Origin of the sequence: Neobacillus niacini (genome assembly GCF_046591715.1) — a bacterium.
In the GTDB taxonomy this organism is placed as follows: Bacteria; Bacillota; Bacilli; order Bacillales; family Cytobacillaceae; genus Neobacillus; species Neobacillus niacini_L.
Genome location: NZ_JAWVNQ010000003.1, coordinates 108227 through 133563 on the forward strand (window position 1 = coordinate 108227; position 25337 = coordinate 133563).

The following is a 25337-nucleotide window of genomic DNA, read 5'->3' on the forward strand; positions in this document are numbered from 1 at the left end:
TTTTAAATAAGGGGAGATTTTTCGCTTATATTATCCAAATCTCTAGATTTTAACTTATTTAGAGCAGTTAACCGGAATTCCTCCGCTTATTTCCACTAATTAAGCTTCCTTTTATACATTAGGCGGAAATTCTCCGCTTATAAATTCTCATACCTACGCAAAAATCGTTATGAGAAGTCGGAAATGATTTGCAAACTTCGTTAATACGCAATCCGAATAAATGAAAAATAGCAAGGGTAGCAACCCTTGCTATTTTTAATGTTTTTTAACCACGATTCGACCGGTTATTTTTTTACTTTAGGTAATATTTTATTTAATGGAACATTTTTACGGCGTTCCCAGGTTGCTTCGTTATTGGGGTCAAACTGCTCTAGGAATGTTATCACTTCTTTAGTAATTGGTGTTGGAGTTGAGGCGCCTGATGTTACAGCGACGTTCTTCGCATCCTTAATCCAATCAATTTCTAATTCTGAAATATCAGCGATTCGATAAGCCTTTGTACCAGCGATTTCCTCTGAAACTTGAGCAAGGCGGTTAGAGTTGTTACTCATAGGATCACCTACCACGATGGTTACATCTGCTTCGGTGGCTTGGCCAGCGACTGCTTCCTGACGTACTTGTGTGGCATTGCAAATTTCATTATAAGCCTCTGCATGTGGAAATTTCTCCTGAACCTTCTTCATCGTATCAGTGACATCCCATTGGCTCATGGTGGTTTGATTGGTAACAATTAATTTATCACTCTGAAGGTTTAACGCTTCAACGTCGCTTGGTGTCTCTACAAGATGGACAGCACCAGGAGCAACACCAACCGCACCCTCTGGTTCAGGGTGTCCTTTTTTTCCGATATAAATGACTTGATAACCTTCTTTTGTTTTCTCTTCTATTAAATCATGCGTTCTCGTTACATCTGGACAAGTCGCATCAATCGTAACTAGACCTTTCTTCTTCGCAAGTTCTCTGACTTCAGGGGAAATACCATGGGCTGTAAAAATAACAGTGCCAGTATCAACCTTGTCTAGAATGTCTTTGCGATTTTTTCCATCCAGTGTGATAATGCCTTCTTCCGCAAAAGCATCTGTTACGTGTTTATTATGAACAATCATTCCCAGAATGTAGATAGGCCTCGGCAATGATTTATCTAATGCAGCATTACGTGCAATTACCATGGCGTCAACGACACCATAACAGTACCCGCGTGGTGAAATCTTAATGATTTGCATATATAAAGTCCTCCTAAGGAACATATGACTTTGAATCTATGTAATTATTATATAAAACTAATAGAAATAATACAAAGATACATTTCTGGAAAGTGAAACCTGGGTTATGCGAGAGTGAATCTGGGTTATGCGAGAGTAAACCTTGGTTATGCGAGAGTAAACCTGGGTTATGCGAGAGTAAACTGGGTTATGCGAGAGTAAACTGGGTTATGCGAGAGTAAACCTGGGTTATGCGAGAGTAAACTGGGTTATGCGAGAGTAAACTGGGTTATGCGAGAGTAAACTGGGTTATGCGAGAGTAAACTGGGTTATGCGAGAGTAAACTGGGTTATGCGAGAGTAAGCTAGGTTATCCGAGAGTAAATCTGGGTTATGCGAGAGTAAACTGGGTTATGCGAGAGTAAATCTGGGTTATCCGAGAGTAAGCTAAGGTTATCCGAGAGTAAGCTAAGGTTATCCGAGAGTAATTGAAGTTATCCAAGAGTAAACCCATACAATTGCAAATAAAAAGATGCTGTTTCTCCAGCACCCATTTTTTAAATATATAGTTTTGGCATAGATGGACCTCTGTGTTGTTTTCTGTCTGCTTCTGTCTCAGGTTCTATATTTTTTTTCCGTTTCGGTTTGTTGTGTGAACGTTCTTCTTCCACTGGGATAGATTGCTCTTCCACGTGCAGGCTCTCTGTTTTGTCCTCAACAGATTGATCTTCTGATGGCAGGTCTTTAAACCCCTTATATAATTTCCACATCATAGGAAGATTCTTAACAATCGGCCCGTATTGTTGAATCATTGGCCCAATCGATTGTGCTGTTTTAAGAACTTGCTGGGTATTATTTAGAAACCCTGTGAGACTTTCAGGATTACTCAAGGTTTGCAGTATAGAGGAAACTCCCCCTTGCCCGCTGCGCGGGGCACTCTGCAACCCTGGGAGGCCTGCTCGTTGATTACCTTGCTTTTTCCCGCCAAGTATTTTTGAAAGTAAGCCGCCGCCATTTCTTCTGCCTTGCCCTCTTCCCATCGTTTGTCCTATCATCGCGCTGCCGTTATGAAAATTTTGTTGATATCCCATCATCGTCCCATTGCCGCCATAAGGATTCATCATCTGCTGATGACCTCCATATGGTACTCTTCCCATCATGTTTGGACCCATACGCCCATGCAGGGGATATCTCGGTCTAGGCTGCTGCATACATATGCCTCCTCTGTAAAATAAAGCCTTATAATCTAAGGTATGCAAATTTCTGCATTTGGTTTAGGAATAAACACTAGGATAAACTGTAAAATTTCATGATTAAAAGTAGTTCAAAAGTAAAAGATGATAATAACTGGTTATTTAGACGAAACTTTACTATAATTACGAGATGGAAATAAAAGTGGAAGCTCATGCATGGACAAGAGGTTAAGTTTTGTCCTTAAGTAAGAAAACTACTCCATGAACGAGATATTAATAAATAAGGAGCAATTACATGAAGGAAAATCGTTTTGAACGTTTTAATTTACAACCTTTTATTATAGACGCAATGAAGGAACAAGGTTTTTATGAACCAACTGAAATTCAGGAAAGAATGATCCCATTGGTGTTGAAAAACGAAAGTGCCATCGGTCAATCACAAACTGGAACAGGTAAAACACTTGCTTTTGTATTGCCCATTCTAGAAAAAATAAAACCAGAGGTGCAAGAGGTACAAGCTGTCATTACCGCACCAACTAGAGAGCTTGCTTCACAAATCTATCACCAAATTTTAAAGGTGACAGAACACTGCAGCCCGGATAAAGCCATCATGACGAGATGCTACATCGGCGGTACAGACAAGCAGAGAACCATTGATAAACTAAAAGTGCAGCCCCATATAGTAGTAGGAACACCAGGCAGAATTAAAGATTTGATGATTGAACAAGCACTATTTGTTCACACTTCAGATGTCCTTGTCGTTGATGAAGCAGATATGATGCTGGATATGGGATTTATCGAGGATTTGGATCAGGTAGCTGCCAAAATGCCTGAGAAATTACAGATGCTTGTATTCTCAGCAACGATTCCCGAAAAACTTAAACCGTTTCTCAAAAAATACATGGAAAATCCGAAAACTATTCAAATTGACGCCAAGAGAAAGAGTGCTGAGAACCTAACACACTATCTTTTGCCTTCAAGGCACAGAAATAAAAAACAACTTGTCCACGATGCTCTTATTCAATACAACCCGTATTTAGCGATTGTATTTACCAATACAAAAAAGATGGCTGAAGAAGTTGCCAACTTTTTGATTAATAAAGGGCTGAAGGTTGCCCGGGTCCATGGAGATCTTAATCCCCGTGAGCGGAAAAAGATGATGAAACAAATCCAGGATTTAGAGTACCAATATATCGTTGCGACTGACCTGGCTTCAAGAGGAATTGATATTGAAGGTATTAGTCATGTTATCAATTATGAATTACCTACAGATTTAGACTTTTATATCCACCGGGTGGGAAGGACTGCAAGAGCAGGAAACTCAGGAATTGCTCTAACAGTTTATGATATTTCTGACGAAGATGCACTAAACCGCCTTGAAAAAATGGGGATACAGTTTAAGTATGTGGATCTGAAAAAAGAGGAATTTGTGGAATTAGAAGATCGCAATAAAAGGAAAACAAGAGTAAGAAAAGAAGATGAAGCAGATAAGACCGCTAAATCCATGGTCAAAAAACCTCAAAAAGTGAAACCTGGTTATAAAAAGAAAATGCAGTGGGAAATCGATAAAATAAAGAAACGCCAAAGAAAATTAAAGAAAAAGTAAGATTTGAAGGGAGAGAGAACGTTTTGTTGAAAATAGGATCACACGTCTCCATGAGCGGTAAAAAAATGCTCCTGGCAGCCAGCGAGGAAGCCGTTTCCTATGGTGCGAATACATTTATGGTCTATACAGGAGCACCGCAAAACACTAGAAGGAAAAAAATTGAGGATTTGAACATTGAAGCTGGGAGAAGGCATATGGAGGAGAACGGAATCTCTGAAATCGTTGTCCATGCTCCTTACATCATCAATATTGGTAATACCACAAATCCAGATACGTTTGATTTAGGTGTAAGGTTCCTCCGAACAGAAATTGAGCGAACAGAGGCCATTGGTGCTAAACAAATCGTGCTTCATCCAGGTGCGCATGTTGGGGCTGGTACGGAAGCAGGTATTAAGAAAATCATCGAAGGACTAAATGAAGTACTAACCGGTAAAGAGCAGCTGCAAATTGCTTTAGAGACAATGGCGGGTAAAGGCTCTGAATGCGGGAAGTCATTTGAAGAATTGGCGATGATCATTGATGGTGTAAATTATAGCGACAGGCTTTCAGTTTGTTTTGATACCTGTCATACTCATGATGCTGGATATAACATTGTCGAAGACTTTGATGGAGTATTAAATGAATTTGATAAAATTGTCGGCATTGATAAACTAAAGGTTCTTCATATTAATGACAGTAAAAATGCAATTGGGATGAGAAAAGACCGTCATGAGAATATCGGCTTTGGACATATTGGCTTTGATGCGATTAATTATATCGTACACCATCCACAGCTGACAGATATACCGAAGATACTCGAGACACCATATGTTGGGGAAGACAAGGATAATAAAAAGCCGCCATACTTATTTGAAATCGAGATGCTCAGAGAGAAAAAATTCAACGAAGATCTTTTGGATAAAATTATGCGATCATAAAACAAAAGCTGTGCTCAACAATGTGGGCACAGCTTTTTAAATTCATTTTGTAAATTGAACAAATAATTTATTTACTTCTCTCGCTACCTCAGGGCCAGCAATCTTTGCAATTTCTTTAATGAGTAATGCTCTTTCGCGGTCATCAAAAATATTTACTTTTTTGCCTCTTAAGTATTGAGCAACCTTATTGGCTTGCTGCCTATTTACTCGAATATTAAATTGTTCAGCATACTTGAAAAGCTCTTCGCCAGTAATGGTATTAATCTTATGATTAATAACGGTCTCAAAAATCTTCACACTCATCACTCCTTCATCTAATGTATGTAAGAGGAAAATAGAGTGTGACATATGACTAGATTGACATATTTGGTATTCGTGTAAAGGTAAAAGCTTTACATTAACAAGTTCCTATTGTATACTACTTTAAGTTAAATCGGAATGATTCTTAAAATTAAGGTGAGAGCATATGAATTCACATTCAATTATTGAAATAAAACAAGTTTCCTATCGATATGAAAAGGATACTGTTCTTGAAAATATTAACCTAGCCATACCAAACGGTTCATTTCTAGCCATTGTCGGACCAAATGGCTCAGGAAAATCTACTTTGTTAAAGTTGATCTTGGGACTATTAAAGCCGCAAAAAGGCGAAATTTTCCTTTTTGGGCAGGAAATGAGTAAATTTAAAGAATGGCAGCAAATCGGTTATGTATCTCAAAAAGCAAATTCCTTTAATACTGGATTTCCAGCCACAGTTTTTGAAGTTGTTTCCAGTGGGTTAACAAAGAAACTGGGATTATTTCGCTTCTTTAAGAAGGAAGATTCTCAAAAGGTATATGATGCGTTGGAGTCTGTAGGAATGAGAAAATTTAGTCATCGAAATATAGGAGAACTTTCAGGAGGGCAGCAGCAAAGAGTATTCATTGCCCGAGCTCTTGTTAGCGAGCCTAAGCTGTTGATTCTAGATGAGCCTACGGTTGGCGTTGACGCGGAAAATGTAAATGCTTTTTATCAAATGCTAGCGGATTTAAATAAGAAGCGGGGAATAACACTTTTATTAGTTACACATGATGTTGGAACTATTTCAGATAAAGTGACTCACGTTGCCTGCTTGAATAAGCACTTGCATTTCCATGGTGATACGCGTGAATTTGAAAAGCACCAAAGTGAAGGGATGTCTGAATTTTATGGTACGGATGTCAAGCTCATTTCCCATCATCATGATCACGGAGGCGTTTTTAAATGATTCAAGGGATTTTTCAATATGAATTTTTACAGAATGCCTTTCTAACAGGGATCTTAATTGGTTTTCTTGCACCATTATTAGGTGTATTTATTGTTGTAAGAAGGTTGTCGTTAATTGCTGACGCCTTAAGTCATGTCACCTTGGCCGGAATCGCAGCCAGCCTTCTTCTTGAAAAATATTTTATTGCTTTAAGCGGTTTAAATCCTCTTTATTTAGGAATGGTTTTTTCAGTGGGCGGCTCGTTGTTCATTGAAAAACTACGTGGAGTTTATAAACATTACCAAGAGCTTGCTATTCCAATCATCTTGTCAGGCGGTATCGGGCTGGGGGTAATCTTTATATCACTCGCTGATGGATTTAATACGGACTTGTATAGCTATTTATTCGGAAGTGTATCTGCAGTCAGCCGTACGGATTTATGGGTGATTTTTCTTATTAGTATCGTTGTCGTATTGACCATCATTTTATTATATAAAGAGCTGTTTTTATTATCGTTTGATGAAGAGCATGCAAAAGCCTCTGGAATTGCAGCAAAAAGTATTCATTTTATCTTTATCATTATGGTTGCTCTTGTGATTGCCGCGTCCATGCGGATTGTCGGAATCATGCTTGTTTCTTCTTTGATGACGTTACCTGTTGCGGCAAGTATCCGCATTGCTAAAGGGTTTAAACAAACCATCTTCCTGTCTATCATATTTGGTGAAATATCTGTTCTCGGTGGACTGTTTGCTTCTTATTATTTAGACCTTGCTCCTGGTGGAACGATCGTTATGATAGCTGTTGCGATATTAGTGTTTACCATCATATATAAAAAAATAATGATAAAAAGTCATGTTTCACAAGGGGGTGCAGCAGGGTGAATGTTAATGAAGCCATCCAATTCTTAAAAGAGAATGGGTTTAAACAAACAGGAAAAAGAGAAGACATGCTTCAATTGTTTGCTGATAGTGATAAATACTTAACTGCAAAGGATGTCTTAGATGAGTTGAAGGAAGATTATCCAGGTTTAAGCTTTGATACCATCTATCGAAATCTTTCTCTTTTCGTTAAAATGGGAATTCTGGAAATGACGGAACTCTCTGGTGAAAAGCATTTTCGCTTTTCCTGTTCACGCCATACTCATCACCATCATTTCATCTGTATGGATTGCGGAAAGACGAAAGAGATTGAAACGTGTCCAATGAACAGTTTAAGTGAAGATTTAAAAGGGTACGATATCTCAGGACATAAGTTCGAAATTTATGGACGCTGCCCAGAATGTCATTAGAAAATGAAAAAGAGAAGCCTATAGGCGCTCTAGGCAGGAAAGAAAAACAGCATGGAAATGTTCCATGCTGTTTTAACTATTTAACCAATGCTTTACCCAAGTATTGGCCTCATACCAATTATTAACCCGGATAACTCCCTTAGGAATCGGGTCTTGATTATAAGGGGTATTAAATAATAGAACCGGAATGTTACACTCTTCATGAATCATAACAGCATTGTCGTGCTTATCCTCAAGGAACAAATCAACTTGATGTAGTTTAGCTGTTGCAACCTTATCATGTGACCCTATTAGTTCTATATGGTTATAGTACAACCCTTTTTTGTTAAACCAGTTTTTTGTATTTTCTAAAAGGTGTGAACCCCGTGCACTTATGAAAAATAATTCATATTCCTTTTTCCAAGTATTCAGTATCGTATCTGCACCCTCTGCAAGTGGAGATTCTTCGTATATCATGGGTTCGTTTTCTCTAAACCACGCTGAAAATTTATCCCTTGAAACATTTACCACTTTATCTAAATCATATTCCTTAACATCCTCGAGTGTCAGGTTAAGCCCAAATCCTTTATTAATAAAAGGAACAAGTGCTGACGGACAAGTAACGGTCCCATCAATATCAATTCCAAATCTCTTCCTCATATGTTGTCACCTACATTTGCCAAGTATTTATCTTTATTTTACCATACTAAAATGATGAAAGTTACAAACAATAATTAATGCTCCTATTGACTAGAAAGTGAGGGATTCGGATGGAAGATCATAAAGACACGAAAATACGTGGATATCTCCCAAGTCCAAACACTGATGTAGATAGTCCAGATTACCCTTCTGATTACAGAGAGGAAACAGCAGCTGAAATTGCAGCTCCTGTTCCAATAGCTCGCCCTGCATTCCAAGAAAGATCAAAGTCAGGTGAAGGAACAGGGGCAAAAGCTGGAACAGGCATGGGATGGGCTGCTTTAGCTCTATCGATACTATCACTGTTTGTCATGCCGATTCTTTTTGGTGCAGCAGGTATTGTGTTAGGCTTCGTTGCCAGACGTCGAGGAGCAGAGAGTCTGGGAGCGTGGGCAATCGGGATAGGTGCCATCTCCATTATTGTTGGTATCTTTATACTCCCGTTCTTTTAACGGTAACCTGTAATATAGGGGCAAAACAAGAAACCCGGCAGCATCTGCCGGGTTTCTTCATGTAGTTTATTTAGTTGTTAATTCAGCTTCTTCTGCAGCTTTTTTCTGGAAATATTCTTCTGCAATTTGATCAATTTCTTTTTTCAATTCATCAACCAATTGATCTTCTGGTACCTTACGGACAATTTCGCCTTTACGGAAGAGTAAGCCTTCCCCACGTGCACCGGCAATTCCGATGTCGGCTTCTCTTGCCTCGCCAGGACCGTTTACAGCACATCCTAAAACAGCTACCTTAATAGGGGCTTTTATAGTCGAGATATACTCTTCAACTTCATTTGCAATACTGATTAGATCAATTTCGATTCGGCCGCAGGTAGGACAAGAGATTAACGTGGCAGCATTGGAAGAAAGTCCAAATACTTTTAGAAGTTCCCTTGCTACTTTAACTTCTTCTACTGGATCAGCGCTTAAAGAAATGCGGAGTGTATTACCAATCCCTTTGCTGATAATGGCTCCTAGTCCCGCTGCACTTTTAACTGTACCTGCAAAAAGAGTTCCTGATTCCGTAATACCTAAGTGTAATGGATAATCAAAAGCCTTTGAAGCCTTTTCGTATGCTTCAATTGCAAGATTTACATCTGATGCTTTCATGGAAACGATGATATCATGGAAATCTAAATCTTCAAGGATTTTGATATGATGGAGGGCACTTTCTACCATCCCATCAGCAGTTGGATACCCATACTTCTCGAGTATTCTTTTTTCAAGTGATCCAGCATTTACACCAATTCGAATCGGTATTCCGCGTTCCTTAGCCGCCTTAACAACAGCCTCCACTTTTTCACGCTTACCAATATTTCCGGGATTAATACGGATTTTATCAGCGCCGCCTTCAATCGCTTTAAGTGCCAATTTATAATCAAAGTGGATATCTACCACTAAGGGGATATTAATTCTTTTTTTAATTTCAGGAATGGCATTAGCTGCTCGTTCGTCTGGGCATGCTACACGGACAATTTGACAGCCTGCTTCTTCAAGGCGTTTTATTTCAGCAACAGTTGCTTCAACATCATGTGTTTTAGTAGTTGTCATGCTTTGTATAAATAATTCGTTACTCCCGCCAATCGTTAAATTGCCAACTTTAATGGGACGGGTTTTTGTACGATGAATAATTTCACTCAAGGAAATTCGCTCCTTCAAATTGGATTCGAATAATAGTTTAGTTTTAACATGCACATATTATTTTATCAGTCCTTTACTCATCTTGACAAGACAGACGCTTTTGTTTCCCTATTTTGAGTAATCAGGAAATTGATAAGAGACTCCAATTTGAATTTTCTCTGGAGTTTCACCGGGATTTAGACTTTTGAAATCCTTAATTAAATCATCAATGGAGACAGGTAACGGCTTTTTGATATGACCTTCGACGATGGAAATGAGTGTTTCGCCAGGTTCAACTTCTGCCTCAAAAGCAGCAATCGTATTTTCAGGTTCTGCCATTGTCGCTACTGTTTGTTCAGGTGTCTGTGATTCATTCTTAGGTAAAGTACCGGCTGTCAAATCAATATATATAACATAAATGGTTAGAAGACCAAAGAAAAAAAGGAAAATTCTTTTCATAAGACATGCCTCCAAAATGGAATGTTTGTACATTCCTATGCTTGTCCAAAATGATATAGAACGAAAAAACGCACCCAAAGGATGCGTTAGTTGTCAATTGTTTCTTTTTCTTTTGGTATTTCCTTAATTGCTAAGAATAATATGATTATTTCAACAAACCAATTGATCATGAAGCTATTTGGTACAGGCGTATTTATAGCGGTCATAATGGTAAAGAATACAGTTGGCAGTGTTACACTGTAAGCGGCCATTCTCCACAGGTGGCGGTAGCTGATATTTCTTTGTGCAAGGTTTTTTAATGCTAAGCCGAATAATGCCAGTATGGAGACTTCAATGAAATTTACAGCACTTGAAAAGAGGAAGATAAATGTAGACATGACGGGTATTATAATCCCTTTCATTCCATCTACTGTATCAACTAAGTCTATAAAATCTTCTTTCGTCAGTGTTATGCCCTCAAGCATGGAGTAGGAATAGGTATCGATTCTTCCTCCTGCCGATACGGCAATTTCATTCCTAAGTAATGCGAAAGCAGCATCTTCGTCCTCCACATCACCTGTGGTAATCACACCAGTTGGATCGAAAATAATGGAGAAATCTCCTTTTTCAATGGTTATAGGTACTTCTGTATCAGCTGATAAACTTCCATTATCTATCGTAAAAGAGGGGAGTTCATCATTCATAACAGATTTGGTACCTTCAATTCCAGCAGTAAGCATTGTACTTAAATGATAAATGGTCGGCAAGGTCGATATTAATGTCAGAAGAAATACATAAAGAATCGTTTTTCCAATTCCCTGAGTGCGAAAAGAGGCAATATCCTTTGGTGAATGAGTACTTTTATAAAATTGTTTGAAGATATTCATAATTTACCACCCTAATAAAGATTCACCATTCTATTGTAGCTTTTGGAGCTAATATTAACAAGAATGATGAATTATGAAACCATTTAGGGAATGAATCCGTATATGTTTAAAAATAAATTTTCTAAAGGAATGAACATGAATGGAGATCGTCTATTGGTCAATTATCGTCATTCTATTTATCATTGGGTTTGTGGGGCTTATTTATCCTATCATCCCTAGTGTGTTATTTTTATTGGCAGGATATCTGCTTTATGGTGTCTTTTTCTCATTTGAACCTTTTGGCTGGTTTTTTTGGCTGATTCAAGGTTTTTTGATTATTCTTTTGTTTATTGCCGATTATATTGCCAATATGATTGGGATTCAAAAATATGGCGGTTCGAAGGCTGGGATTTGGGGAAGTACAATAGGTCTCATAGTTGGCCCCTTTGTCATCCCGTTCTTAGGAATATTACTTGGTCCCTTTATTGGTGCCGTGGCAGCAGAACTTTTAGTAAATAAAACGAGCTTTAAAGATAGTTTAAAAATTGGCTTCGGATCGGTTATAGGATTTATTAGCAGCGTCATTACGAAGACAATCATCCAGATACTAATGATTGTGTATTTCTTCTTAATCGTACTGTAAAATAAGCTCCTGCTCATAATTGAGCAGGAGCTTATTTTAGTTCACACCACATATTTCACAGGAACAGTTTTGACAGTCTACTTCCTTTTGTAAATATTTGAGATTTTTTATGGTAAATTTTTGCTGATCATAGGCGATCACATCTTTTTCACGCAGTTCCTTTAACGCACGTTGAATCACTTCTCTTGTCCCAAAGGTAAGATTGGCAAGCTCTTGATGCGTTAATGGAGTATCGATAAGAATTCCATCTTCTGTCTTTACCCCGTAAGTATTACAAAGACGGATAAGGATGGAATATAAACCGCCTTTTTTTCCATTCATGATTAGGTCCTGACATTTCATTTGAGCTTTTATGTAGCTTGTACTTAACCAGGCAACAAAAGCATTCATCGCATCTGGGTCATTCATAATGAAGTCTTCAAATTGATCTTTTTTAATGGCAAGAATTTCACAATCAGAAAGGGTCTTCGCATAAAACTGGTAATGGGGATTTTCTTTAAATATCTGATATTCAACAATCAATTCTCTGCTGTTTACTATTTTTAATATAAAGTCTTTACCGCGCATATGAACTCTCCCTAATGCAACGGATCCACTAAGCAAAAGGTATATATATTCAACACCATCCTTCTCTTGAAAAAGAACGGTTTCCTCTTTTACCTTTTGTATTTGCTCTGTTTTTCGAAAGAATTGGTCTAGCAAACTATATATAGACAAACTGCTTCTGAGCATCTTTCCCACTCCTTTTATCCCTACAATTTGATTTAATCATGTATTTACAATCTATCACCAGTTGAAACATGACAATTTATCGAAAACTTTGTCATTCACTTATTGAAATTAATTATGTATAAAATACTTACGGAAAGGCTAATGTATATTTGTTAGGTTGAAAGCATTTTATTTGAAAGAAAACACTTTCTTTGTTAATCTTAAGCTACAAAGCTTTAGGAATATTCTAAAAGCGTTTCGATTTTAGACATATTTCAAAGCCTAATAAAATTTTTGTATACATAGGAGGAAATTAAAATGGCATTTGAATTACCACAATTACCTTACGCGTACGATGCGCTTGAGCCTCACATTGACAAAGAAACGATGAATATTCACCACACAAAACATCACAACACATATGTGACAAATTTAAATAATGCTTTACAAGGCAATGAAGAACTATTATCAAAATCTGTTGAAGAGGTAATTGCTAATCTAGATGCAGTCCCTGAGTCAGCTCGTACAGCTGTACGTAACAATGGCGGCGGTCATGCTAACCACTCATTATTCTGGCAAATCCTTTCTCCAAACGGCGGCGGTGCACCAACTGGTGAATTAGCTGACGCAATCAGCAGTAAATTTGGAAGTTTCGATAGCTTTAAAGAAGAGTTTGCGAAAGCAGCTACAACTCGTTTTGGTTCAGGCTGGGCTTGGTTATCTGTAAGCAATGGTGAACTAGAAGTATCTAGCACACCTAACCAAGATTCTCCATTAATGGAAGGTAAGACACCAATCTTAGGTCTAGATGTTTGGGAGCATGCTTATTACTTAAACTACCAAAACCGTCGTCCTGATTACATCTCATCTTTCTGGAACGTTGTTAACTGGGATGAAGTTTCTAAGCGTTACAGCGCTGCTAAATAATAATAATAATAATGAGTTTAAAGAAGACAGCTGTTTTCAGCTGTCTTTTTCTTTTTTCTGTATAAAGGACTCATGCTTGTTAAAGACTAACCCTTATCACAAAGGGGAGTTTTTATGGCGAAAAAATTTAAGCTTTTAGGTGACGTACAATTAACGAAAGATTTAGCCTTACTGTTAATCATCGGTGGCACGTATTCTTTAAGTGTTGCACTATCCAATACTTTTGTGAATATTTACTTATGGAAACAAACGGGAGAGTATTCTGACCTGGCACTATATAACCTTTCAATCGTCATTTTACAGCCGCTGACCTTTATCTTAGCTGGCAGATGGGCAAAGAAAATTGATCGAGTTAAAGTGTTAAGAGTGGGAGTTAGTTTTCTAGCGCTTTTTTACTTAATGGTTTTAATAACTGGAAAAAATGCTTCAACGTATCTGCTGCTGCTGGGCAGTCTCCTTGGGGTGGGCTATGGGTTTTATTGGCTCGCCTACAATGTCCTAACCTTTGAAATCACCGAGCCTGATACGAGGGATTTCTTTAATGGATTCTTAGGAATCTTATCCTCGACAGGCGGAATGATTGGACCGATTGCCGCAGGATTTATTATTACACGATTTGAAAAGTTCACAGGGTATACCATTGTATTTGGAATATCTTTAGCCCTTTTCGCATTTGCTGTTTTCTTGAGCTTCTCGTTAAAGCCGAGGCCAGCCAATGGTAAGTATTGTTTTATGCGAATTATGGAGGAGAGAAAGAAAAATGATAATTGGAGACTTATTACAAACGCAAATTTTTTTCAAGGACTGAGGGAAGGAACGTTTCTATTTATCATCTCCGTATTCGTCTATATTTCAACAGGAAGTGAGCTGGCTTTAGGAACTTTTGGGCTTATTAATTCTGGGATTTCCTTTATAGCTTATTATGCTGCATCCCGGTTAATTAAGAAAAACAAGCGAAAAAAGGCTATTCTTATTGGCGGGATTATCCTTTATTTAGCTGTTTTGTTAATTGTCTGGGATCTTAATTATGTAAAATTATTAATTTATGCGGCAATGATTGCGATTGCCTATCCTGTTTTGCTTGTGCCTTATATGTCAACTACTTATGATGTTATTGGAAGTGCTTGGAAGGCTGCAGAGATGAGAATAGAATATATTGTGGTTCGGGAGATTTTTATCAATTTGGGGAGAATCGTTTCGATATTGTCATTCCTAGCAGCAGTAACTTGGTTTAATGCCGAACAAAGTATTCCAATCCTTCTTTTATTTATTGGTGCAGGACATTCATTAATCTATTTGTTTGTAAGAAAAGTCCAATTACCTACAGTGTAATGCGATGAGTAATTCTTATTACTCATCGCTTTTTTTATTTATAAGCCGTTTTGTAGTTGTTTGTTGGAAGTTGTCAATTGGTAAGAGTTTTTCGTAGTAAACTAAGTGATTATCCGTTAAAATAAGGCTTATAATGTCGAAATGACAAGGAAGTGGAGAACTTGAATATTAAAAAGAAGAAGAAGCCGCATGTTACGTTTCGCTTGAACATGCTTTTCTTTGTTGTGTTTACGCTTTTTTCTGTTTTAATTCTGCGTTTGGGTTTAGTCCAAATCGTTTATGGCGAGGATTTTAAACGTGAAATTGAACGGACAGAAGATATAACCGTGAATAACCCAGTGCCTCGGGGAAAAATGTTTGATCGCAATGGAAAAATCATTGTCGATAATACTCCGTTAAATGCGATTACTTATACAAAATTTCAAGATACAAGCCAAGAGGAAATGCTTGAAACTGCTGAACATTTAGCACAGCTGATTGATAAAGATACTTCTAAAGTTCGTGATCGTGATAAAAAGGATTTCTGGTTATTAAAGAATCCTGAGAAGGCGAAGGAAAAAATCACAGACAAAGAATGGGACTTATACGACCAAGACGAAATAGATGATAAAGAACTATATAATCTTCAGCTTAAGAGAATAACCGAAAATGACCTTAAAAGTTTATCGCAGCAAGATTTAGAAACGCTGGCCATTTTTAGGGAATTTAACAGTGGTTATGCATTAACTCAGCAAATTGTTAAAAACGAAAATGTTACGCCTGAAGAATTTGCGGTTGTCAGTGAAAACTTAGAGGAACTTCCTGGTGTAGATACTACGACAGATTGGGAAAGATACTATGCATTTGGGAATACATTAAAGACGGTACTCGGTAACGTAACATCCTCTGATGAAGGGTTACCGAAGGATAAATTAGACGAGTACCTTGCTCGGGATTATAGTCGTAATGACCGTGTCGGAAAAAGCTATATTGAGCTCCAATATGAAGATGTATTACATGGTCAAAAAGGTAAAGTGAAAAATGTAACAGATAAAAGCGGGAAAATCCTGTCTACAGAAGTGGTTTCTGAAGGGCAGCGCGGGAAAGACCTTGTTCTGACAATTGATATGAATCTTCAATTAGAAATAGAAAAAATCATTGAAGAGGAACTTTGGAAAGCAAAGCAAAACTCTAAATCAGCCCTTTTAGATCGTGCCTTTGTTGTTCTCATGAATCCACACACTGGTGAAATTTTAACAATGGCTGGAAAGCAAATTGCCAAAAATAGTGAGACCAATAAACAAGAAATGAATGACTTTGCTTTAGGGAATATCACCACTTCTTATGCCGTTGGGTCGGTTGTCAAAGGAGCAACGATATTAACAGGCTATAATACTGGTGCAATTCGCCCAGGCTCTATTCAATATGATTCACCATTATTGATAAAGAATACACCTCCTAAATCATCTTGGAAGAACTTTGGGGCAATTAATGACCTAAGAGCCTTGCAAGTGTCTTCAAACGTTTATATGTGGAAAACAGTGATTGAGATGGGAGGAGGAACTTATTCACCAAATAAGCCGCTGCCACTAGATTTAACTGCCTTTGATACAATGCGTCAATCATTCAGTCAGTATGGTCTTGGCACCAAAACGGGAATAGACCTGCCGAATGAAAGTACCGGCTATGTGGGTCCATTAAAACAGCCTGGTTTACTGCTCGACTTAGCGATTGGCCAGTACGATACTTATACGGTTATGCAATTAGCACAATATGTTTCAACAATCGCTAATGGCGGGTATCGTGTACAGCCTCATATTGTAAAGGAAATTCGTGAGCCTGTCCTTGAGAATAATCAACTAGGTCCGATCGTTCAAGAAATTGAACCCACTATCTTAAATCGTATTGATGGTAAGGATGAATGGATTGACCGGGTACAGGAAGGCTTTAGAATGGTTATGCAAGTTGGGGATGGTACCGGTGTTAGTACCTTTAAGGGTGTGGAATATAATCCTGCAGGTAAAACAGGAACAGCTCAGGCGTTTTATGACGGTCCGGAGCGAAAGAAATTTGGAAAAATACCACCTGAAGTTATGAATCTCAGCCTTATAAGCTATGCACCGTTTGATAATCCAGAAGTTGCTATGGCCGTTATGGTGCCTTGGGCCTACCAGGGAAACAGCGGTCCAGCTACAGCTAATGTTATTGGCAAAAGAGTATTGGATACGTATTTTAATCTGAAAAAACAAGCTGGAACAGAAAATCAAAATACAGATGGTACAGACGGAAGTACTGATACACAACAAAATCAATAGAACTAACCCTAACACCTGTCTCAAAAATGGAGGCAGGTGTTTTTTTATTGAGAAAAATTAAAAAATATTTGCAATTTACAAAATATATACATTCATTTACAAACCCTTTACATCACATTTAAACAAGCTTTACAGAAGGAACGTATTATTAATCTTGTAAGGAAATACGAACAGATTTCGACAAACCAAAATTCTTAGGGGGAATTAAGTAATGAAAAGCTTTAAGAAATTAGCATTAACAGCAATGATGACTGGCGTGCTAGCTATTACTGCAGCTTGTGGAGCACAAGGTACTGGGAGCAACGATGATCAATCTGGTGCAGAAACAAAGCAGCTGCAAGGTGAAATTAAAATAGATGGTTCATCTACAGTATTCCCGATTATGGAAGCAGTTGTTGAAGAGTATGGTATGAGTCAGCCGGAAGTTAAAGTATCCGTAGGGGTATCCGGAACAGGCGGCGGTTTTGAAGCATTCATCGCTGGAGAAACAGAACTTAGCAACGCTTCACGTCCAATAAAGGATGAAGAAGAAGCGGCACTCGAAGAAGAAGGTATTGATTTTACAGAAATAAAATTAGCGTATGACGGTTTATCCGTGATTGTAAATAAAGAAAACGACTTTGTTGACCACTTAACAATTGATGAACTAAAGAAAATGTGGATTGAAGATGGTTCTGTGAAGAAATGGTCAGACATACGTTCAGATTGGCCAGATGAAGAAATTAAATTCTATTCTCCAGGGACCGATTCAGGGACTTTTGATTACTTTAACGAAGTGATTTTAGAAGATGAACCTATCGTTGAAAAAGCAACACTTTCTGAAGATGACAACATTTTAGTTCAAGGGGTACAAGGAGATAAGAATGCCATTGGTTACTTCGGTTACGCTTATTATTTAGAGAATAAGGATTCATTAAAAATTGTTCCGATTGATGGTGGAGATGGACCTGTTGAACCTACTAATGAAACCATTGAGTCTGGTGAATATGCTCCACTTTCACGTCCATTATTCACTTATGTTAAAAACTCTGCTGTAAAAGACCAAGAAGAAGTATATGACTTTGTAAAATTTGTAATCGAAAATTCAGCAGTATTAGCTGAAGATGTGGGATACGTGAAATTACCTGAAGAAGAGTACAAAAAGGCACTAGAGACACTAGAAGCTCTTAAGTAGGGTTTAGAAAAATTTTTAATATGGGAAGCACGAAAAAGTGCTTCTCATATTGTCATTGTTTGAAAGGAGTTTTCGTTATGGAAACGCAGAAGACGAATTCTTTCTCTGTTCAGAAAATGATTCAGGAAAAGAAAAAAAAGAAAAGTGCAGCGGGAATCATTGAGAAGATTATGCCGTATGTCTTGTTTCTTGCAGCTGCTGTATCAGTGTTAACCACAATTGGAATTGTACTGACTCTAATATTTGAGACATTTATGTTTTTCGATGCCGTTTCAATTAAAGAATTTTTCACTTCGAAAAAGTGGTATCCTTTTTCAGAAACTCAAGGATCTTACGGCATTCTTCCGTTAATCGCCGGGACGCTTAAGGTAACCTTAATTGCCACAGTGGTCGCTGTCCCTATTGGACTTACTTCAGCCATTTATTTGAGTGAGTACGCATCAGACACTTCTCGCAGAATTATTAAACCGATATTAGAAGTTTTAGCTGGAATCCCAACGATTGTTTATGGATTTTTTGCCCTAACATTTGTTACTCCGTTATTACGTGACATTATTCCTTCCCTTGAAATTTTTAATGCGTTAAGTCCAGGTATTGTGATTGGGATTATGATAACCCCGATGATTGCCTCGCTTTCGGAGGATGCAATGTCTGCCGTTCCAAATTCAATGAGGGAGGGTGCGCTTGCACTGGGTTCGACTAAATTTGAAGTAGCTATTAAAGTCGTACTGCCTGCAGCAATTTCAGGAATTATTGCATCAATCGTGTTGTCTGTATCCCGTGCAATTGGCGAAACAATGATCGTTGCTGTTGCTGGCGGTTCTACTCCTAACCTTGAATTGAATGTGACAAGTTCCATCCAAACCATGACAGCCTATATCGTTCAGGTAAGTCAAGGGGATGCTGGTTACGGTACAACAATTTACTATAGTATTTACGCTGTGGGTATGACGCTATTTGTATTCACTCTAGTGATGAATTTATTCGCTCAATACATCACTCGGCGCTTTAGGGAGGAATATTAATGCACTTAATAGACCATAAGTCTGTTGTAAAACGGATGAAATCCAGATTAACAATAAATATTATTTCAAAATCAATTTTTTTGGGTGCAACAATGTTTGCTTTATTAATATTAGGGGTTTTATTATATCGGGTATTCACTCAAGGATTTGGTTATTTAGATTTACAATTTCTACAAAGTCTCCCGTCAAGGAAGCCAGAACAAGCAGGCGTTTATGCTGCTTTAATCGGAACCATTTGGTTAATGGCTGTTGTAGCTCCTGTTGCTTTATTACTTGGAGTAGGTACGGCAATCTATCTAGAAGAATATGCAAAAGCAAATAAAATAAATGCATTTATCAAAGTCAATATATCCAATCTTGCAGGCGTTCCTTCCATCGTTTTTGGATTATTAGGTTTAACTGTTTTTGTTCGAGCACTTGCATTAGGGACAAGTGTATTAGCTGCTGGCCTTACCATGAGCTTACTAGTATTACCTGTTATTATTGTTGCCTCGCAGGAAGCAATCAGAGCAGTTCCTAAAGAATTACGCGAAGCATCATATGGGATGGGAGCAACCAAATGGCAGACGATTGTCACAGTTGTTTTACCAGCTGCTATTCCTGGTATTTTAACAGGGGGAATACTAGCACTCTCCCGTGCAATTGGAGAAACCGCACCGCTAGTTGTAATTGGACTGCCATTATTCCTTGCCTTTTTACCAAACACTTTGTTAGATATGATCACTGTCTTACCAATGCAGATTTATAACTGGACAGGTCGTCCTCAGGCAGAATTTCATGCATTAGCAGCTGCCGGTATTATTGTCTTGCTTGCTATGTTAATTTTCATGAATTCTATCGCTGTGTTAATACGAAATAAATTCCAAAGAAGATATTAACGTATACTCTTTAAGGGGGAAACAATGATATGGAGACAACATCTCTAGCAGCAAAAATAATTACTCCACAACAATCTAAACAGATTGTCTATAAGACGAGTAACCTGGATTTATGGTACGGCGAAAATCATGCCTTAAAAAATATTAATCTTGATATTATGGAAAATGAAGTAACAGCAATCATCGGTCCTTCGGGCTGTGGAAAATCCACTTACATTAAAACATTAAATCGGATGATTGAATTAGTTCCTGGAGTAAAGACTTCTGGTGAAATACTTTATCGGGAAAGAAATATTTTAGATAAATCCTATCAGGTTGAAGAATTAAGAACAAAGGTAGGGATGGTATTTCAAAAACCGAATCCTTTTCCAAAATCAATCTATGAAAATGTAGCGTATGGACCAAAAATTCACGGTATTCGAGATAAAAAGGTCTTGGATCAAATTGTTGAGAAGAGCTTAAGAGGTGCGGCTATTTGGGATGAAGTGAAGGACCGTCTTAATGAAAATGCCTATGGATTATCTGGCGGGCAGCAGCAGCGCCTTTGTATTGCACGCTGTCTTGCTATTGAACCAGATGTTATTTTAATGGATGAACCGACCTCTGCACTTGATCCGATTTCAACTTTAAAAGTTGAGGAGCTTGTTCAGGAATTGAAAAGGGATTTTAGTATTATCATTGTTACGCATAATATGCAGCAAGCTGCACGTATATCTAAGAAAACAGCATTTTTCTTAAATGGAGAAGTTATAGAGTTTTCCGAAACAAACAAGATCTTTTCCACACCTAGAGATAAGAGAACAGAGGACTATATTACAGGAAGATTTGGATAATGAGGTGAAGAGATGAGTACAAGATCAAAGTTTGATAGTAAATTAATTAGATTAAAAGAAAAATTAATCGAAATGGAAAAATTAGCGGAAACTGCCGTTCGAAACTCGCTCAGTGCCCTAATGAATCAGGATATAGAAAAAGCAAATCAGGTCATTAAGGATGATCAAGCTATTAATAAGCTGGAACACGAAATACACGACATGGCTTTGTTATTGATTGCGAGAGAATCACCTGTCGCTAAAGATCTAAGGACTCTTAATGTGGCTCTAAAGGTTTCGTCCGAAGTAGAAAGAATGGCGGATATGGCAGTGAATATCGCAAAAGCTGCATTGCATATCGGAAATGAAAAGCACTTTAAAGAAATCTTAGATATTCCAAAAATGATGGATCATGCACTTGAAATGGTATCAATGTCAGTAAAAGCTTATATTGGAGAAGATGTTATGCTGGCACAGAAATGTGCAGAAAAAGATGATGAGGTAGATCGGTTATTTGGAAAGCTGGTTCACGAATTAATCAGCATGGTTCCAGAAAATCCTACTGCTATGAACCAAATCATTCAGCTGGCTTTTGTTTGCAGATTTATCGAAAGAATTGCAGACCATTCTACGAATATTGCTGAAAATGTCATTTACCTAGTAACCGGAAAAGTATTTGATTTAAATGAGTAGCAGTAATCCATCCCCAAGATGAGACGTAATCCGTCTCATCTTTTTAAATTTCGACAAAATGCGTTTATTGTAGAGTTTGTTTACTGATGTTACCATTAATAGTATCTTTGAGAATATTTCGATTACTTTTGCATATAGTATTGTTTCGAGGAAATGGAGGAGAACAATGATTGAAGAAATAATTAAGCTAAGAGAGGATGGTTTATCATTCCGAAAAATCGCCTCGACTTTAAATACCACAGTTGGAAAAGTCCAATATCGCTGGAATAAATACATCAATACTCAGGAAAATCAGCTAGAAGATGTTACTGTTGAAGAAACAACACTAAAAGAAGTCAATGAAAGTAAAATTCCAACTATTGATACTACGCCTGTCAAGGGAGAACTAAAGGTAAAACTGGTTACCCCGAGAAAGGTAATACTTTATTGGGAGACATCTGCCATTCCTGTCAAGGTCATTACGGAATTTTTTGATAAAACATTTGAGGAACTTGTTTCTCTTGTTAGAATTTATGATGTGACGGATATTTTATTCAATGGAGAGAATGCTCATCATTACTATGATATTGCTGTTCCTTATAGCAAGGGCTATTGGTTTATTAAAGGATTGACAGCGAATCGCAGTTATGTTGCTGAACTAGGTGTTAAATTAAATGAAAATGAGTTTTTCCCAATTCTTCGTTCTAACTCCGTTCAAACTCCGGCAATGGGGAATTCAGATGGCAGTGGTCTTTATACAAACTTATTGAACATCCTACAGATTGATGATTTTTCACCCAAATGGATTGATCATGTAAGTACCTATAGTTACTATGAAGAATCCAAAAATACGGAGCAGAAAAATGGTTGATAATAGAAATAACGAATGGAACCATATACAATCCTTCAACAGACAATTGAAAATTCTGATCTTAAGCTGGGAGTATCCTCCTAATATTGTTGGCGGTCTCTCGAGGCATGTTAATGGGCTTTCAATCCATTTAGCGCAGCTTGGTCATGAGGTTCATGTGATTACCGCTGGGAATGGCGGACTGTCAGCCTATGAGGAAGTAGATGGAGTTCATGTTCATCGTGTCGTACCAATAAATCATCACGACAACAATTTTCTCTCTTGGATTGCTGGTCTGAATTTAGCAATGAGCTATAAAGGTGTAAAACTAGCAGAAGATATAAAGTTTGATATAGTCCATGCACATGATTGGCTCGTGGGAACTTCCGCGCTTACACTAAAAGAAGAACTATCCCTTCCATTATTGACGACCATTCACGCTACAGAGCATGGCAGGAATAATGGAATTCACACAGATATGCAGCAGTTTATCCATAATAAAGAAAAGAAACTAATGCTGGAGTCAGATCAAATAATTGTCTGCAGTACGTATATGAGAGATGAATTATCAGCAATCTTCCAACTTTCTGAAAAGAAAATGGAAATTATTCCTAACGGGATTGAACCCAATGCTGTTAAGGTAAACTCAAAAGAAATTTATCCATTTATTAAGGATAGAAAATATGTTTTCTCTGTTGGAAGAATGGTAAAAGAAAAAGGATTCGAAACAATCATTGAGGCAGCACAACTGGCAAAGGAAAGGTGCAGGAACCTATATTTTGTTATTGCCGGTAAAGGACCAATGCTAGAGAGATACCGCAAAATGGTTTCGGAAAGACACTTGGATCATTTTGTTGCTTTTATTGGTTATATATCGGACCGAGAAAGGAATACATTACTGGTAAATAGTGAAATTGCTGTGTTCCCAAGCTTATACGAACCTTTTGGAATCGTTGCTCTTGAAGCAATGGTTCTTAGCAAACCAACCATCGTATCAGACACCGGAGGGTTAAAAGGAATTATCAGACATCAGCAAACTGGTCTCTTAATGAATCCTGGTGATGCCGAAAGCCTCCTCTCCAATATTGACTTCTTAACACAAAATCCCGATAAGGCGAAGGAAATTGGTGGAAAAGGGGCGCAAATTGTTAAGAGTTTATATGGATGGAAACGAGTTGCCTCCCAAACAGCTAAAGTTATTGAGGAAACGATATTAAATACACGCGCAAATTTCAAATGAAAGATTAAGTTGATATACATTTAATATTAAGCAAAACCGCCTGTACTAGACGCTTTTGCTTTTCTTTAAAAACACACTAGCATTTCCTTTTGAAAAATGATATTATAGAAAAGTCGTATGAACGAACTAGCTTAATCGTTTGGAGGGAAATTAACATGCGTGTAAATATTACGTTAGCTTGCACTGAGTGTGGAGATCGTAACTATATTTCAACAAAAAATAAACGTAACAACCCTGATCGTCTTGAGCTTAAGAAATATTGCCCAAGAGAAAAGCGTACAACAGCACATCGTGAAACAAAATAAGCAGTAGGGCTTCCTGCTGCTTTTTTTGTTGTATAAAAATAAGGAGAACACTGCATACATGAATGAAAAAAATAGAATTCGTAAAGAAATGAAGGAAGTACTGTCAGGACTTTCAAAACCCGCTTATGATGACTTTTCCTATAAAGTAGCAAAGAATCTATATCAACATGAAGACTGGATACAAGCGAAAGTGATTGGTGTAACGATCTCGAAGCAACCTGAAGTTGATACCTATCAAATTATTCGAAAAGCATGGGAATCAGGAAAAGACGTTGCCGCTCCGAAATGCCATCCGAAAACTAAAAGCTTAACCTTTCATAAAATAAATGATTTTTCCCAGCTAGAATCTGTTTTTTATGGATTATTTGAACCTATAATAGAGAAAACGATAGAGGTAAAGCCAGCGGATATTGATCTCTTAATCGTGCCGGGGCTAGCTTATACAAGAGAAGGATTTCGACTAGGTTTTGGCGGTGGATACTATGATCGCTACTTACCACATTATTACGGGAAAACCCTCTCACTCGCCTTTGATTTCCAAGTTATACCGGAATTTGCTATTGAAGAGCATGATATCGCTGTATCAACCATCATCACAAATAATGAGGTTATTACTACAAAATGATTCAAACACTCATCATTCTTACAATTATTTTTTTAGGCGGAATTGCTGGATATTTAGAACGTTCATTAAGTAGTAATGGAGCTATAGCTGCAGTAATTGTAGGTGCAGCTGTCTATTTTGGGTTTGGGTTAAAAGGGCTCCTCTTATTGGGAATTTTCTTTGCAACCTCCAGCACATGGTCAAAGTATAAAAGCTCTGCCAAAAAGGAAATGGAAGAAAAACTAGCAAAGGGTGCTACTAGAGATTGGCGTCAGGTGATGGCAAATGGCGGCTCTAGTGCATTGATAAGTATTATTTATTATTTTCAACATGATATCGTTTGGCTTATTGGGTTTATTGTTTGCCTGGCTAGTGCAAATTCTGATACATGGGCGTCAGAAATTGGTGCATTAAGTAAAAAGAAACCTTTATACATACGTACATTTAAACCAATAGAAAAAGGAACATCTGGTGCTATTAGTCTGCTGGGGACTACTGCAGCCATATTTGGCTCGATGTTAATTGCCGTTTTTGGTACTTGGCTATTTCATCTGGAAATCTTCCACCTCATTATCATTTTCCTTTTCGGCTTCTTGGGAAATACCATTGACACTCTATTAGGTGCCTATTATCAACAGGTATATGTTTGCCGTAGATGTGGAATTGAAACAGAGAAAAAGGTCCATTGCCAAACGGCAGCTAAAAGAATAAAAGGGTTCCATTTAGTGGATAATGATATGGTGAATTTTTTATCTGGCTTCATTGCAGCGATACTAGCTATGATTGTCATTTAATTTGTAACAAAATATCTATAAAGATAACGTTTACACTGTAAGATAGGTCCT

The 25337-nt window shown here is 37.7% G+C and carries 28 protein-coding genes; 20 read left to right on the forward strand and 8 right to left on the reverse strand.

Features of this window, described 5'->3' with window-relative positions:
* Positions 1 to 284 precede the first annotated feature (284 nt).
* A complete protein-coding gene (locus SFC47_RS10335) occupies positions 285 to 1223 on the reverse strand; it encodes a 4-hydroxy-3-methylbut-2-enyl diphosphate reductase (RefSeq protein ID WP_411254201.1) in 939 nt (312 codons plus the stop codon).
* Positions 1224 to 1758: 535 nt separating this feature from the next.
* A complete protein-coding gene (vrrA, locus tag SFC47_RS10340) occupies positions 1759 to 2412 on the reverse strand; it encodes a VrrA/YqfQ family protein (protein ID WP_411254202.1) in 654 nt (217 codons plus the stop codon).
* A gap of 277 nt (positions 2413 to 2689) precedes the next feature.
* Here vrrA and SFC47_RS10345 point away from each other — a divergent pair, with 277 nt between their 5' ends.
* The gene (locus SFC47_RS10345; protein ID WP_411254203.1) at positions 2690 to 4000 is read left to right on the forward strand and encodes a DEAD/DEAH box helicase; all 1311 of its coding nucleotides are present in this window, start codon (positions 2690 to 2692) and stop codon (positions 3998 to 4000) included.
* A gap of 23 nt (positions 4001 to 4023) precedes the next feature.
* Positions 4024 to 4917, forward strand: coding sequence for a deoxyribonuclease IV (locus SFC47_RS10350; protein ID WP_411254204.1), 894 nt, complete (start codon positions 4024 to 4026; stop codon positions 4915 to 4917).
* Positions 4918 to 4959: 42 nt separating this feature from the next.
* On the opposite strand, the gene SFC47_RS10355 is transcribed toward SFC47_RS10350, so the two are convergent.
* Positions 4960 to 5214 carry a DUF2624 domain-containing protein gene (locus SFC47_RS10355; RefSeq protein WP_411254205.1) on the reverse strand — a complete coding sequence of 85 codons (255 nt, stop codon included), beginning with the start codon at positions 5212 to 5214 and terminating at the stop codon, positions 4960 to 4962.
* Positions 5215 to 5383: 169 nt separating this feature from the next.
* Here SFC47_RS10355 and SFC47_RS10360 point away from each other — a divergent pair, with 169 nt between their 5' ends.
* From SFC47_RS10360 to zur, 3 genes are read left to right on the forward strand one after another with little or no spacing between them, the layout of a single operon-like run.
* Positions 5384 to 6163 (forward strand): metal ABC transporter ATP-binding protein, encoded by a 780-nt coding sequence (locus SFC47_RS10360; protein WP_411254206.1) that lies wholly within the window; start codon positions 5384 to 5386, stop codon positions 6161 to 6163.
* Positions 6160 to 7023 (forward strand): metal ABC transporter permease, encoded by an 864-nt coding sequence (locus SFC47_RS10365; protein WP_411254207.1) that lies wholly within the window; start codon positions 6160 to 6162, stop codon positions 7021 to 7023. Before SFC47_RS10360 ends, SFC47_RS10365 begins: the two co-directional genes overlap by 4 nt.
* Entirely contained in the window at positions 7020 to 7430 is a 411-nt protein-coding gene (zur, locus tag SFC47_RS10370) for a zinc uptake transcriptional repressor Zur (RefSeq protein ID WP_411254208.1), read from the forward strand. Before SFC47_RS10365 ends, zur begins: the two co-directional genes overlap by 4 nt.
* Before the next feature lie 72 nt (positions 7431 to 7502).
* Here zur and SFC47_RS10375 read toward each other — a convergent pair whose 3' ends face one another.
* Entirely contained in the window at positions 7503 to 8069 is a 567-nt protein-coding gene (locus tag SFC47_RS10375) for a 5' nucleotidase, NT5C type (protein ID WP_411254209.1), read from the reverse strand.
* Between the two features lie 110 nt (positions 8070 to 8179).
* Between SFC47_RS10375 and SFC47_RS10380 the strand changes: the two genes are divergently transcribed.
* A complete protein-coding gene (locus SFC47_RS10380) occupies positions 8180 to 8560 on the forward strand; it encodes a hypothetical protein (protein ID WP_411254210.1) in 381 nt (126 codons plus the stop codon).
* Positions 8561 to 8626: 66 nt separating this feature from the next.
* Here the strand turns inward: SFC47_RS10380 and ispG are convergent, their stop codons facing one another.
* The 3 genes from ispG to SFC47_RS10395 form a co-directional block, all read right to left on the reverse strand.
* Positions 8627 to 9733, reverse strand: a complete 1107-nt coding sequence (ispG, locus tag SFC47_RS10385; RefSeq protein WP_411254557.1) for a flavodoxin-dependent (E)-4-hydroxy-3-methylbut-2-enyl-diphosphate synthase — start codon at positions 9731 to 9733, stop codon at positions 8627 to 8629.
* Between the two features lie 117 nt (positions 9734 to 9850).
* Positions 9851 to 10180, reverse strand: coding sequence for a hypothetical protein (locus SFC47_RS10390; RefSeq protein WP_411254211.1), 330 nt, complete (start codon positions 10178 to 10180; stop codon positions 9851 to 9853).
* A gap of 86 nt (positions 10181 to 10266) precedes the next feature.
* Entirely contained in the window at positions 10267 to 11046 is a 780-nt protein-coding gene (locus SFC47_RS10395; protein ID WP_411254212.1) for a DUF1189 domain-containing protein, read from the reverse strand.
* A gap of 139 nt (positions 11047 to 11185) precedes the next feature.
* On the opposite strand from SFC47_RS10395, the gene SFC47_RS10400 reads away from it, so the two are divergent.
* Positions 11186 to 11668 carry a DUF456 domain-containing protein gene (locus tag SFC47_RS10400; RefSeq protein ID WP_411254213.1) on the forward strand — a complete coding sequence of 161 codons (483 nt, stop codon included), beginning with the start codon at positions 11186 to 11188 and terminating at the stop codon, positions 11666 to 11668.
* A gap of 36 nt (positions 11669 to 11704) precedes the next feature.
* Here the strand turns inward: SFC47_RS10400 and SFC47_RS10405 are convergent, their stop codons facing one another.
* Positions 11705 to 12400 carry a Crp/Fnr family transcriptional regulator gene (locus tag SFC47_RS10405; RefSeq protein WP_411254214.1) on the reverse strand — a complete coding sequence of 232 codons (696 nt, stop codon included), beginning with the start codon at positions 12398 to 12400 and terminating at the stop codon, positions 11705 to 11707.
* Positions 12401 to 12697: 297 nt separating this feature from the next.
* Here SFC47_RS10405 and SFC47_RS10410 point away from each other — a divergent pair, with 297 nt between their 5' ends.
* The 13 genes from SFC47_RS10410 to SFC47_RS10470 all read left to right on the forward strand — a co-directional run bounded on the left by SFC47_RS10410 (position 12698) and on the right by SFC47_RS10470 (position 25286).
* Positions 12698 to 13306, forward strand: coding sequence for a superoxide dismutase (locus SFC47_RS10410; protein WP_411254215.1), 609 nt, complete (start codon positions 12698 to 12700; stop codon positions 13304 to 13306).
* Between the two features lie 114 nt (positions 13307 to 13420).
* A complete protein-coding gene (locus SFC47_RS10415; RefSeq protein WP_411254216.1) occupies positions 13421 to 14638 on the forward strand; it encodes an MFS transporter in 1218 nt (405 codons plus the stop codon).
* Between the two features lie 209 nt (positions 14639 to 14847).
* A complete protein-coding gene (locus tag SFC47_RS10420) occupies positions 14848 to 16932 on the forward strand; it encodes a peptidoglycan D,D-transpeptidase FtsI family protein (RefSeq protein ID WP_411254558.1) in 2085 nt (694 codons plus the stop codon).
* A gap of 211 nt (positions 16933 to 17143) precedes the next feature.
* Positions 17144 to 18106, forward strand: a complete 963-nt coding sequence (locus SFC47_RS10425) for a PstS family phosphate ABC transporter substrate-binding protein (protein ID WP_411254217.1) — start codon at positions 17144 to 17146, stop codon at positions 18104 to 18106.
* Positions 18107 to 18183: 77 nt separating this feature from the next.
* A complete protein-coding gene (pstC, locus tag SFC47_RS10430) occupies positions 18184 to 19131 on the forward strand; it encodes a phosphate ABC transporter permease subunit PstC (RefSeq protein WP_411254218.1) in 948 nt (315 codons plus the stop codon).
* The gene (gene pstA, locus SFC47_RS10435; protein WP_411254219.1) at positions 19131 to 20009 is read left to right on the forward strand and encodes a phosphate ABC transporter permease PstA; all 879 of its coding nucleotides are present in this window, start codon (positions 19131 to 19133) and stop codon (positions 20007 to 20009) included. The genes pstC and pstA overlap by 1 nt, the downstream gene beginning before the upstream one ends.
* Positions 20010 to 20038: 29 nt before the next feature.
* Complete coding sequence (gene pstB / locus SFC47_RS10440) at positions 20039 to 20842, forward strand: phosphate ABC transporter ATP-binding protein PstB (RefSeq protein ID WP_411254220.1); 804 nt, start codon at positions 20039 to 20041, stop codon at positions 20840 to 20842.
* 12 nt (positions 20843 to 20854) lie between these two features.
* On the forward strand, positions 20855 to 21514 hold the full coding sequence (gene phoU, locus SFC47_RS10445) for a phosphate signaling complex protein PhoU (protein ID WP_411254221.1): 660 nt from the start codon (positions 20855 to 20857) through the stop codon (positions 21512 to 21514).
* A 166-nt stretch (positions 21515 to 21680) separates the two neighbouring features.
* Positions 21681 to 22364 (forward strand): DUF4912 domain-containing protein, encoded by a 684-nt coding sequence (locus SFC47_RS10450; RefSeq protein ID WP_411254222.1) that lies wholly within the window; start codon positions 21681 to 21683, stop codon positions 22362 to 22364.
* Positions 22357 to 23583: a glycosyltransferase family 4 protein gene (locus SFC47_RS10455; protein WP_411254223.1), complete on the forward strand. Its 1227-nt coding sequence runs from the start codon at positions 22357 to 22359 to the stop codon at positions 23581 to 23583. The genes SFC47_RS10450 and SFC47_RS10455 overlap by 8 nt, the downstream gene beginning before the upstream one ends.
* 155 nt (positions 23584 to 23738) lie before the next feature.
* Positions 23739 to 23888 (forward strand): 50S ribosomal protein L33, encoded by a 150-nt coding sequence (rpmG, locus tag SFC47_RS10460; RefSeq protein ID WP_015594975.1) that lies wholly within the window; start codon positions 23739 to 23741, stop codon positions 23886 to 23888.
* Positions 23889 to 23946: 58 nt separating this feature from the next.
* Complete coding sequence (locus tag SFC47_RS10465; RefSeq protein ID WP_411254224.1) at positions 23947 to 24513, forward strand: 5-formyltetrahydrofolate cyclo-ligase; 567 nt, start codon at positions 23947 to 23949, stop codon at positions 24511 to 24513.
* Positions 24510 to 25286, forward strand: a complete 777-nt coding sequence (locus SFC47_RS10470) for a DUF92 domain-containing protein (protein WP_411254225.1) — start codon at positions 24510 to 24512, stop codon at positions 25284 to 25286. Before SFC47_RS10465 ends, SFC47_RS10470 begins: the two co-directional genes overlap by 4 nt.
* The last annotated feature ends 51 nt before the right edge of the window (positions 25287 to 25337 follow it).

What these genes read in the sequence shown, in the direction of transcription:
- pstB (WP_411254220.1), top strand. Translation starts at nt 20,039, where the DNA reads ATGGAGACAACATCTCTAGCAGCAAAAATAATTACTCCACAACAATCT.
- SFC47_RS10425 (WP_411254217.1), top strand. Translation starts at nt 17,144, where the DNA reads ATGAAAAGCTTTAAGAAATTAGCATTAACAGCAATGATGACTGGCGTG.
- SFC47_RS10420 (WP_411254558.1), top strand. Translation starts at nt 14,848, where the DNA reads ATGCTTTTCTTTGTTGTGTTTACGCTTTTTTCTGTTTTAATTCTGCGT.
- SFC47_RS10455 (WP_411254223.1), top strand. Translation starts at nt 22,357, where the DNA reads ATGGTTGATAATAGAAATAACGAATGGAACCATATACAATCCTTCAAC.
- SFC47_RS10415 (WP_411254216.1), top strand. Translation starts at nt 13,421, where the DNA reads ATGGCGAAAAAATTTAAGCTTTTAGGTGACGTACAATTAACGAAAGAT.
- rpmG (WP_015594975.1), top strand. Translation starts at nt 23,739, where the DNA reads ATGCGTGTAAATATTACGTTAGCTTGCACTGAGTGTGGAGATCGTAAC.
- SFC47_RS10405 (WP_411254214.1), bottom strand. Translation starts at nt 12,400, where the DNA reads ATGCTCAGAAGCAGTTTGTCTATATATAGTTTGCTAGACCAATTCTTT.
- SFC47_RS10450 (WP_411254222.1), top strand. Translation starts at nt 21,681, where the DNA reads ATGATTGAAGAAATAATTAAGCTAAGAGAGGATGGTTTATCATTCCGA.
- SFC47_RS10380 (WP_411254210.1), top strand. Translation starts at nt 8,180, where the DNA reads ATGGAAGATCATAAAGACACGAAAATACGTGGATATCTCCCAAGTCCA.
- SFC47_RS10365 (WP_411254207.1), top strand. Translation starts at nt 6,160, where the DNA reads ATGATTCAAGGGATTTTTCAATATGAATTTTTACAGAATGCCTTTCTA.
- SFC47_RS10465 (WP_411254224.1), top strand. Translation starts at nt 23,947, where the DNA reads ATGAATGAAAAAAATAGAATTCGTAAAGAAATGAAGGAAGTACTGTCA.
- SFC47_RS10400 (WP_411254213.1), top strand. Translation starts at nt 11,186, where the DNA reads ATGGAGATCGTCTATTGGTCAATTATCGTCATTCTATTTATCATTGGG.
- vrrA (WP_411254202.1), bottom strand. Translation starts at nt 2,412, where the DNA reads ATGCAGCAGCCTAGACCGAGATATCCCCTGCATGGGCGTATGGGTCCA.
- SFC47_RS10470 (WP_411254225.1), top strand. Translation starts at nt 24,510, where the DNA reads ATGATTCAAACACTCATCATTCTTACAATTATTTTTTTAGGCGGAATT.
- SFC47_RS10345 (WP_411254203.1), top strand. Translation starts at nt 2,690, where the DNA reads ATGAAGGAAAATCGTTTTGAACGTTTTAATTTACAACCTTTTATTATA.
- pstC (WP_411254218.1), top strand. Translation starts at nt 18,184, where the DNA reads ATGGAAACGCAGAAGACGAATTCTTTCTCTGTTCAGAAAATGATTCAG.
- phoU (WP_411254221.1), top strand. Translation starts at nt 20,855, where the DNA reads ATGAGTACAAGATCAAAGTTTGATAGTAAATTAATTAGATTAAAAGAA.
- pstA (WP_411254219.1), top strand. Translation starts at nt 19,131, where the DNA reads ATGCACTTAATAGACCATAAGTCTGTTGTAAAACGGATGAAATCCAGA.
- SFC47_RS10395 (WP_411254212.1), bottom strand. Translation starts at nt 11,046, where the DNA reads ATGAATATCTTCAAACAATTTTATAAAAGTACTCATTCACCAAAGGAT.
- SFC47_RS10360 (WP_411254206.1), top strand. Translation starts at nt 5,384, where the DNA reads ATGAATTCACATTCAATTATTGAAATAAAACAAGTTTCCTATCGATAT.
- SFC47_RS10335 (WP_411254201.1), bottom strand. Translation starts at nt 1,223, where the DNA reads ATGCAAATCATTAAGATTTCACCACGCGGGTACTGTTATGGTGTCGTT.
- SFC47_RS10375 (WP_411254209.1), bottom strand. Translation starts at nt 8,069, where the DNA reads ATGAGGAAGAGATTTGGAATTGATATTGATGGGACCGTTACTTGTCCG.
- SFC47_RS10390 (WP_411254211.1), bottom strand. Translation starts at nt 10,180, where the DNA reads ATGAAAAGAATTTTCCTTTTTTTCTTTGGTCTTCTAACCATTTATGTT.
- SFC47_RS10410 (WP_411254215.1), top strand. Translation starts at nt 12,698, where the DNA reads ATGGCATTTGAATTACCACAATTACCTTACGCGTACGATGCGCTTGAG.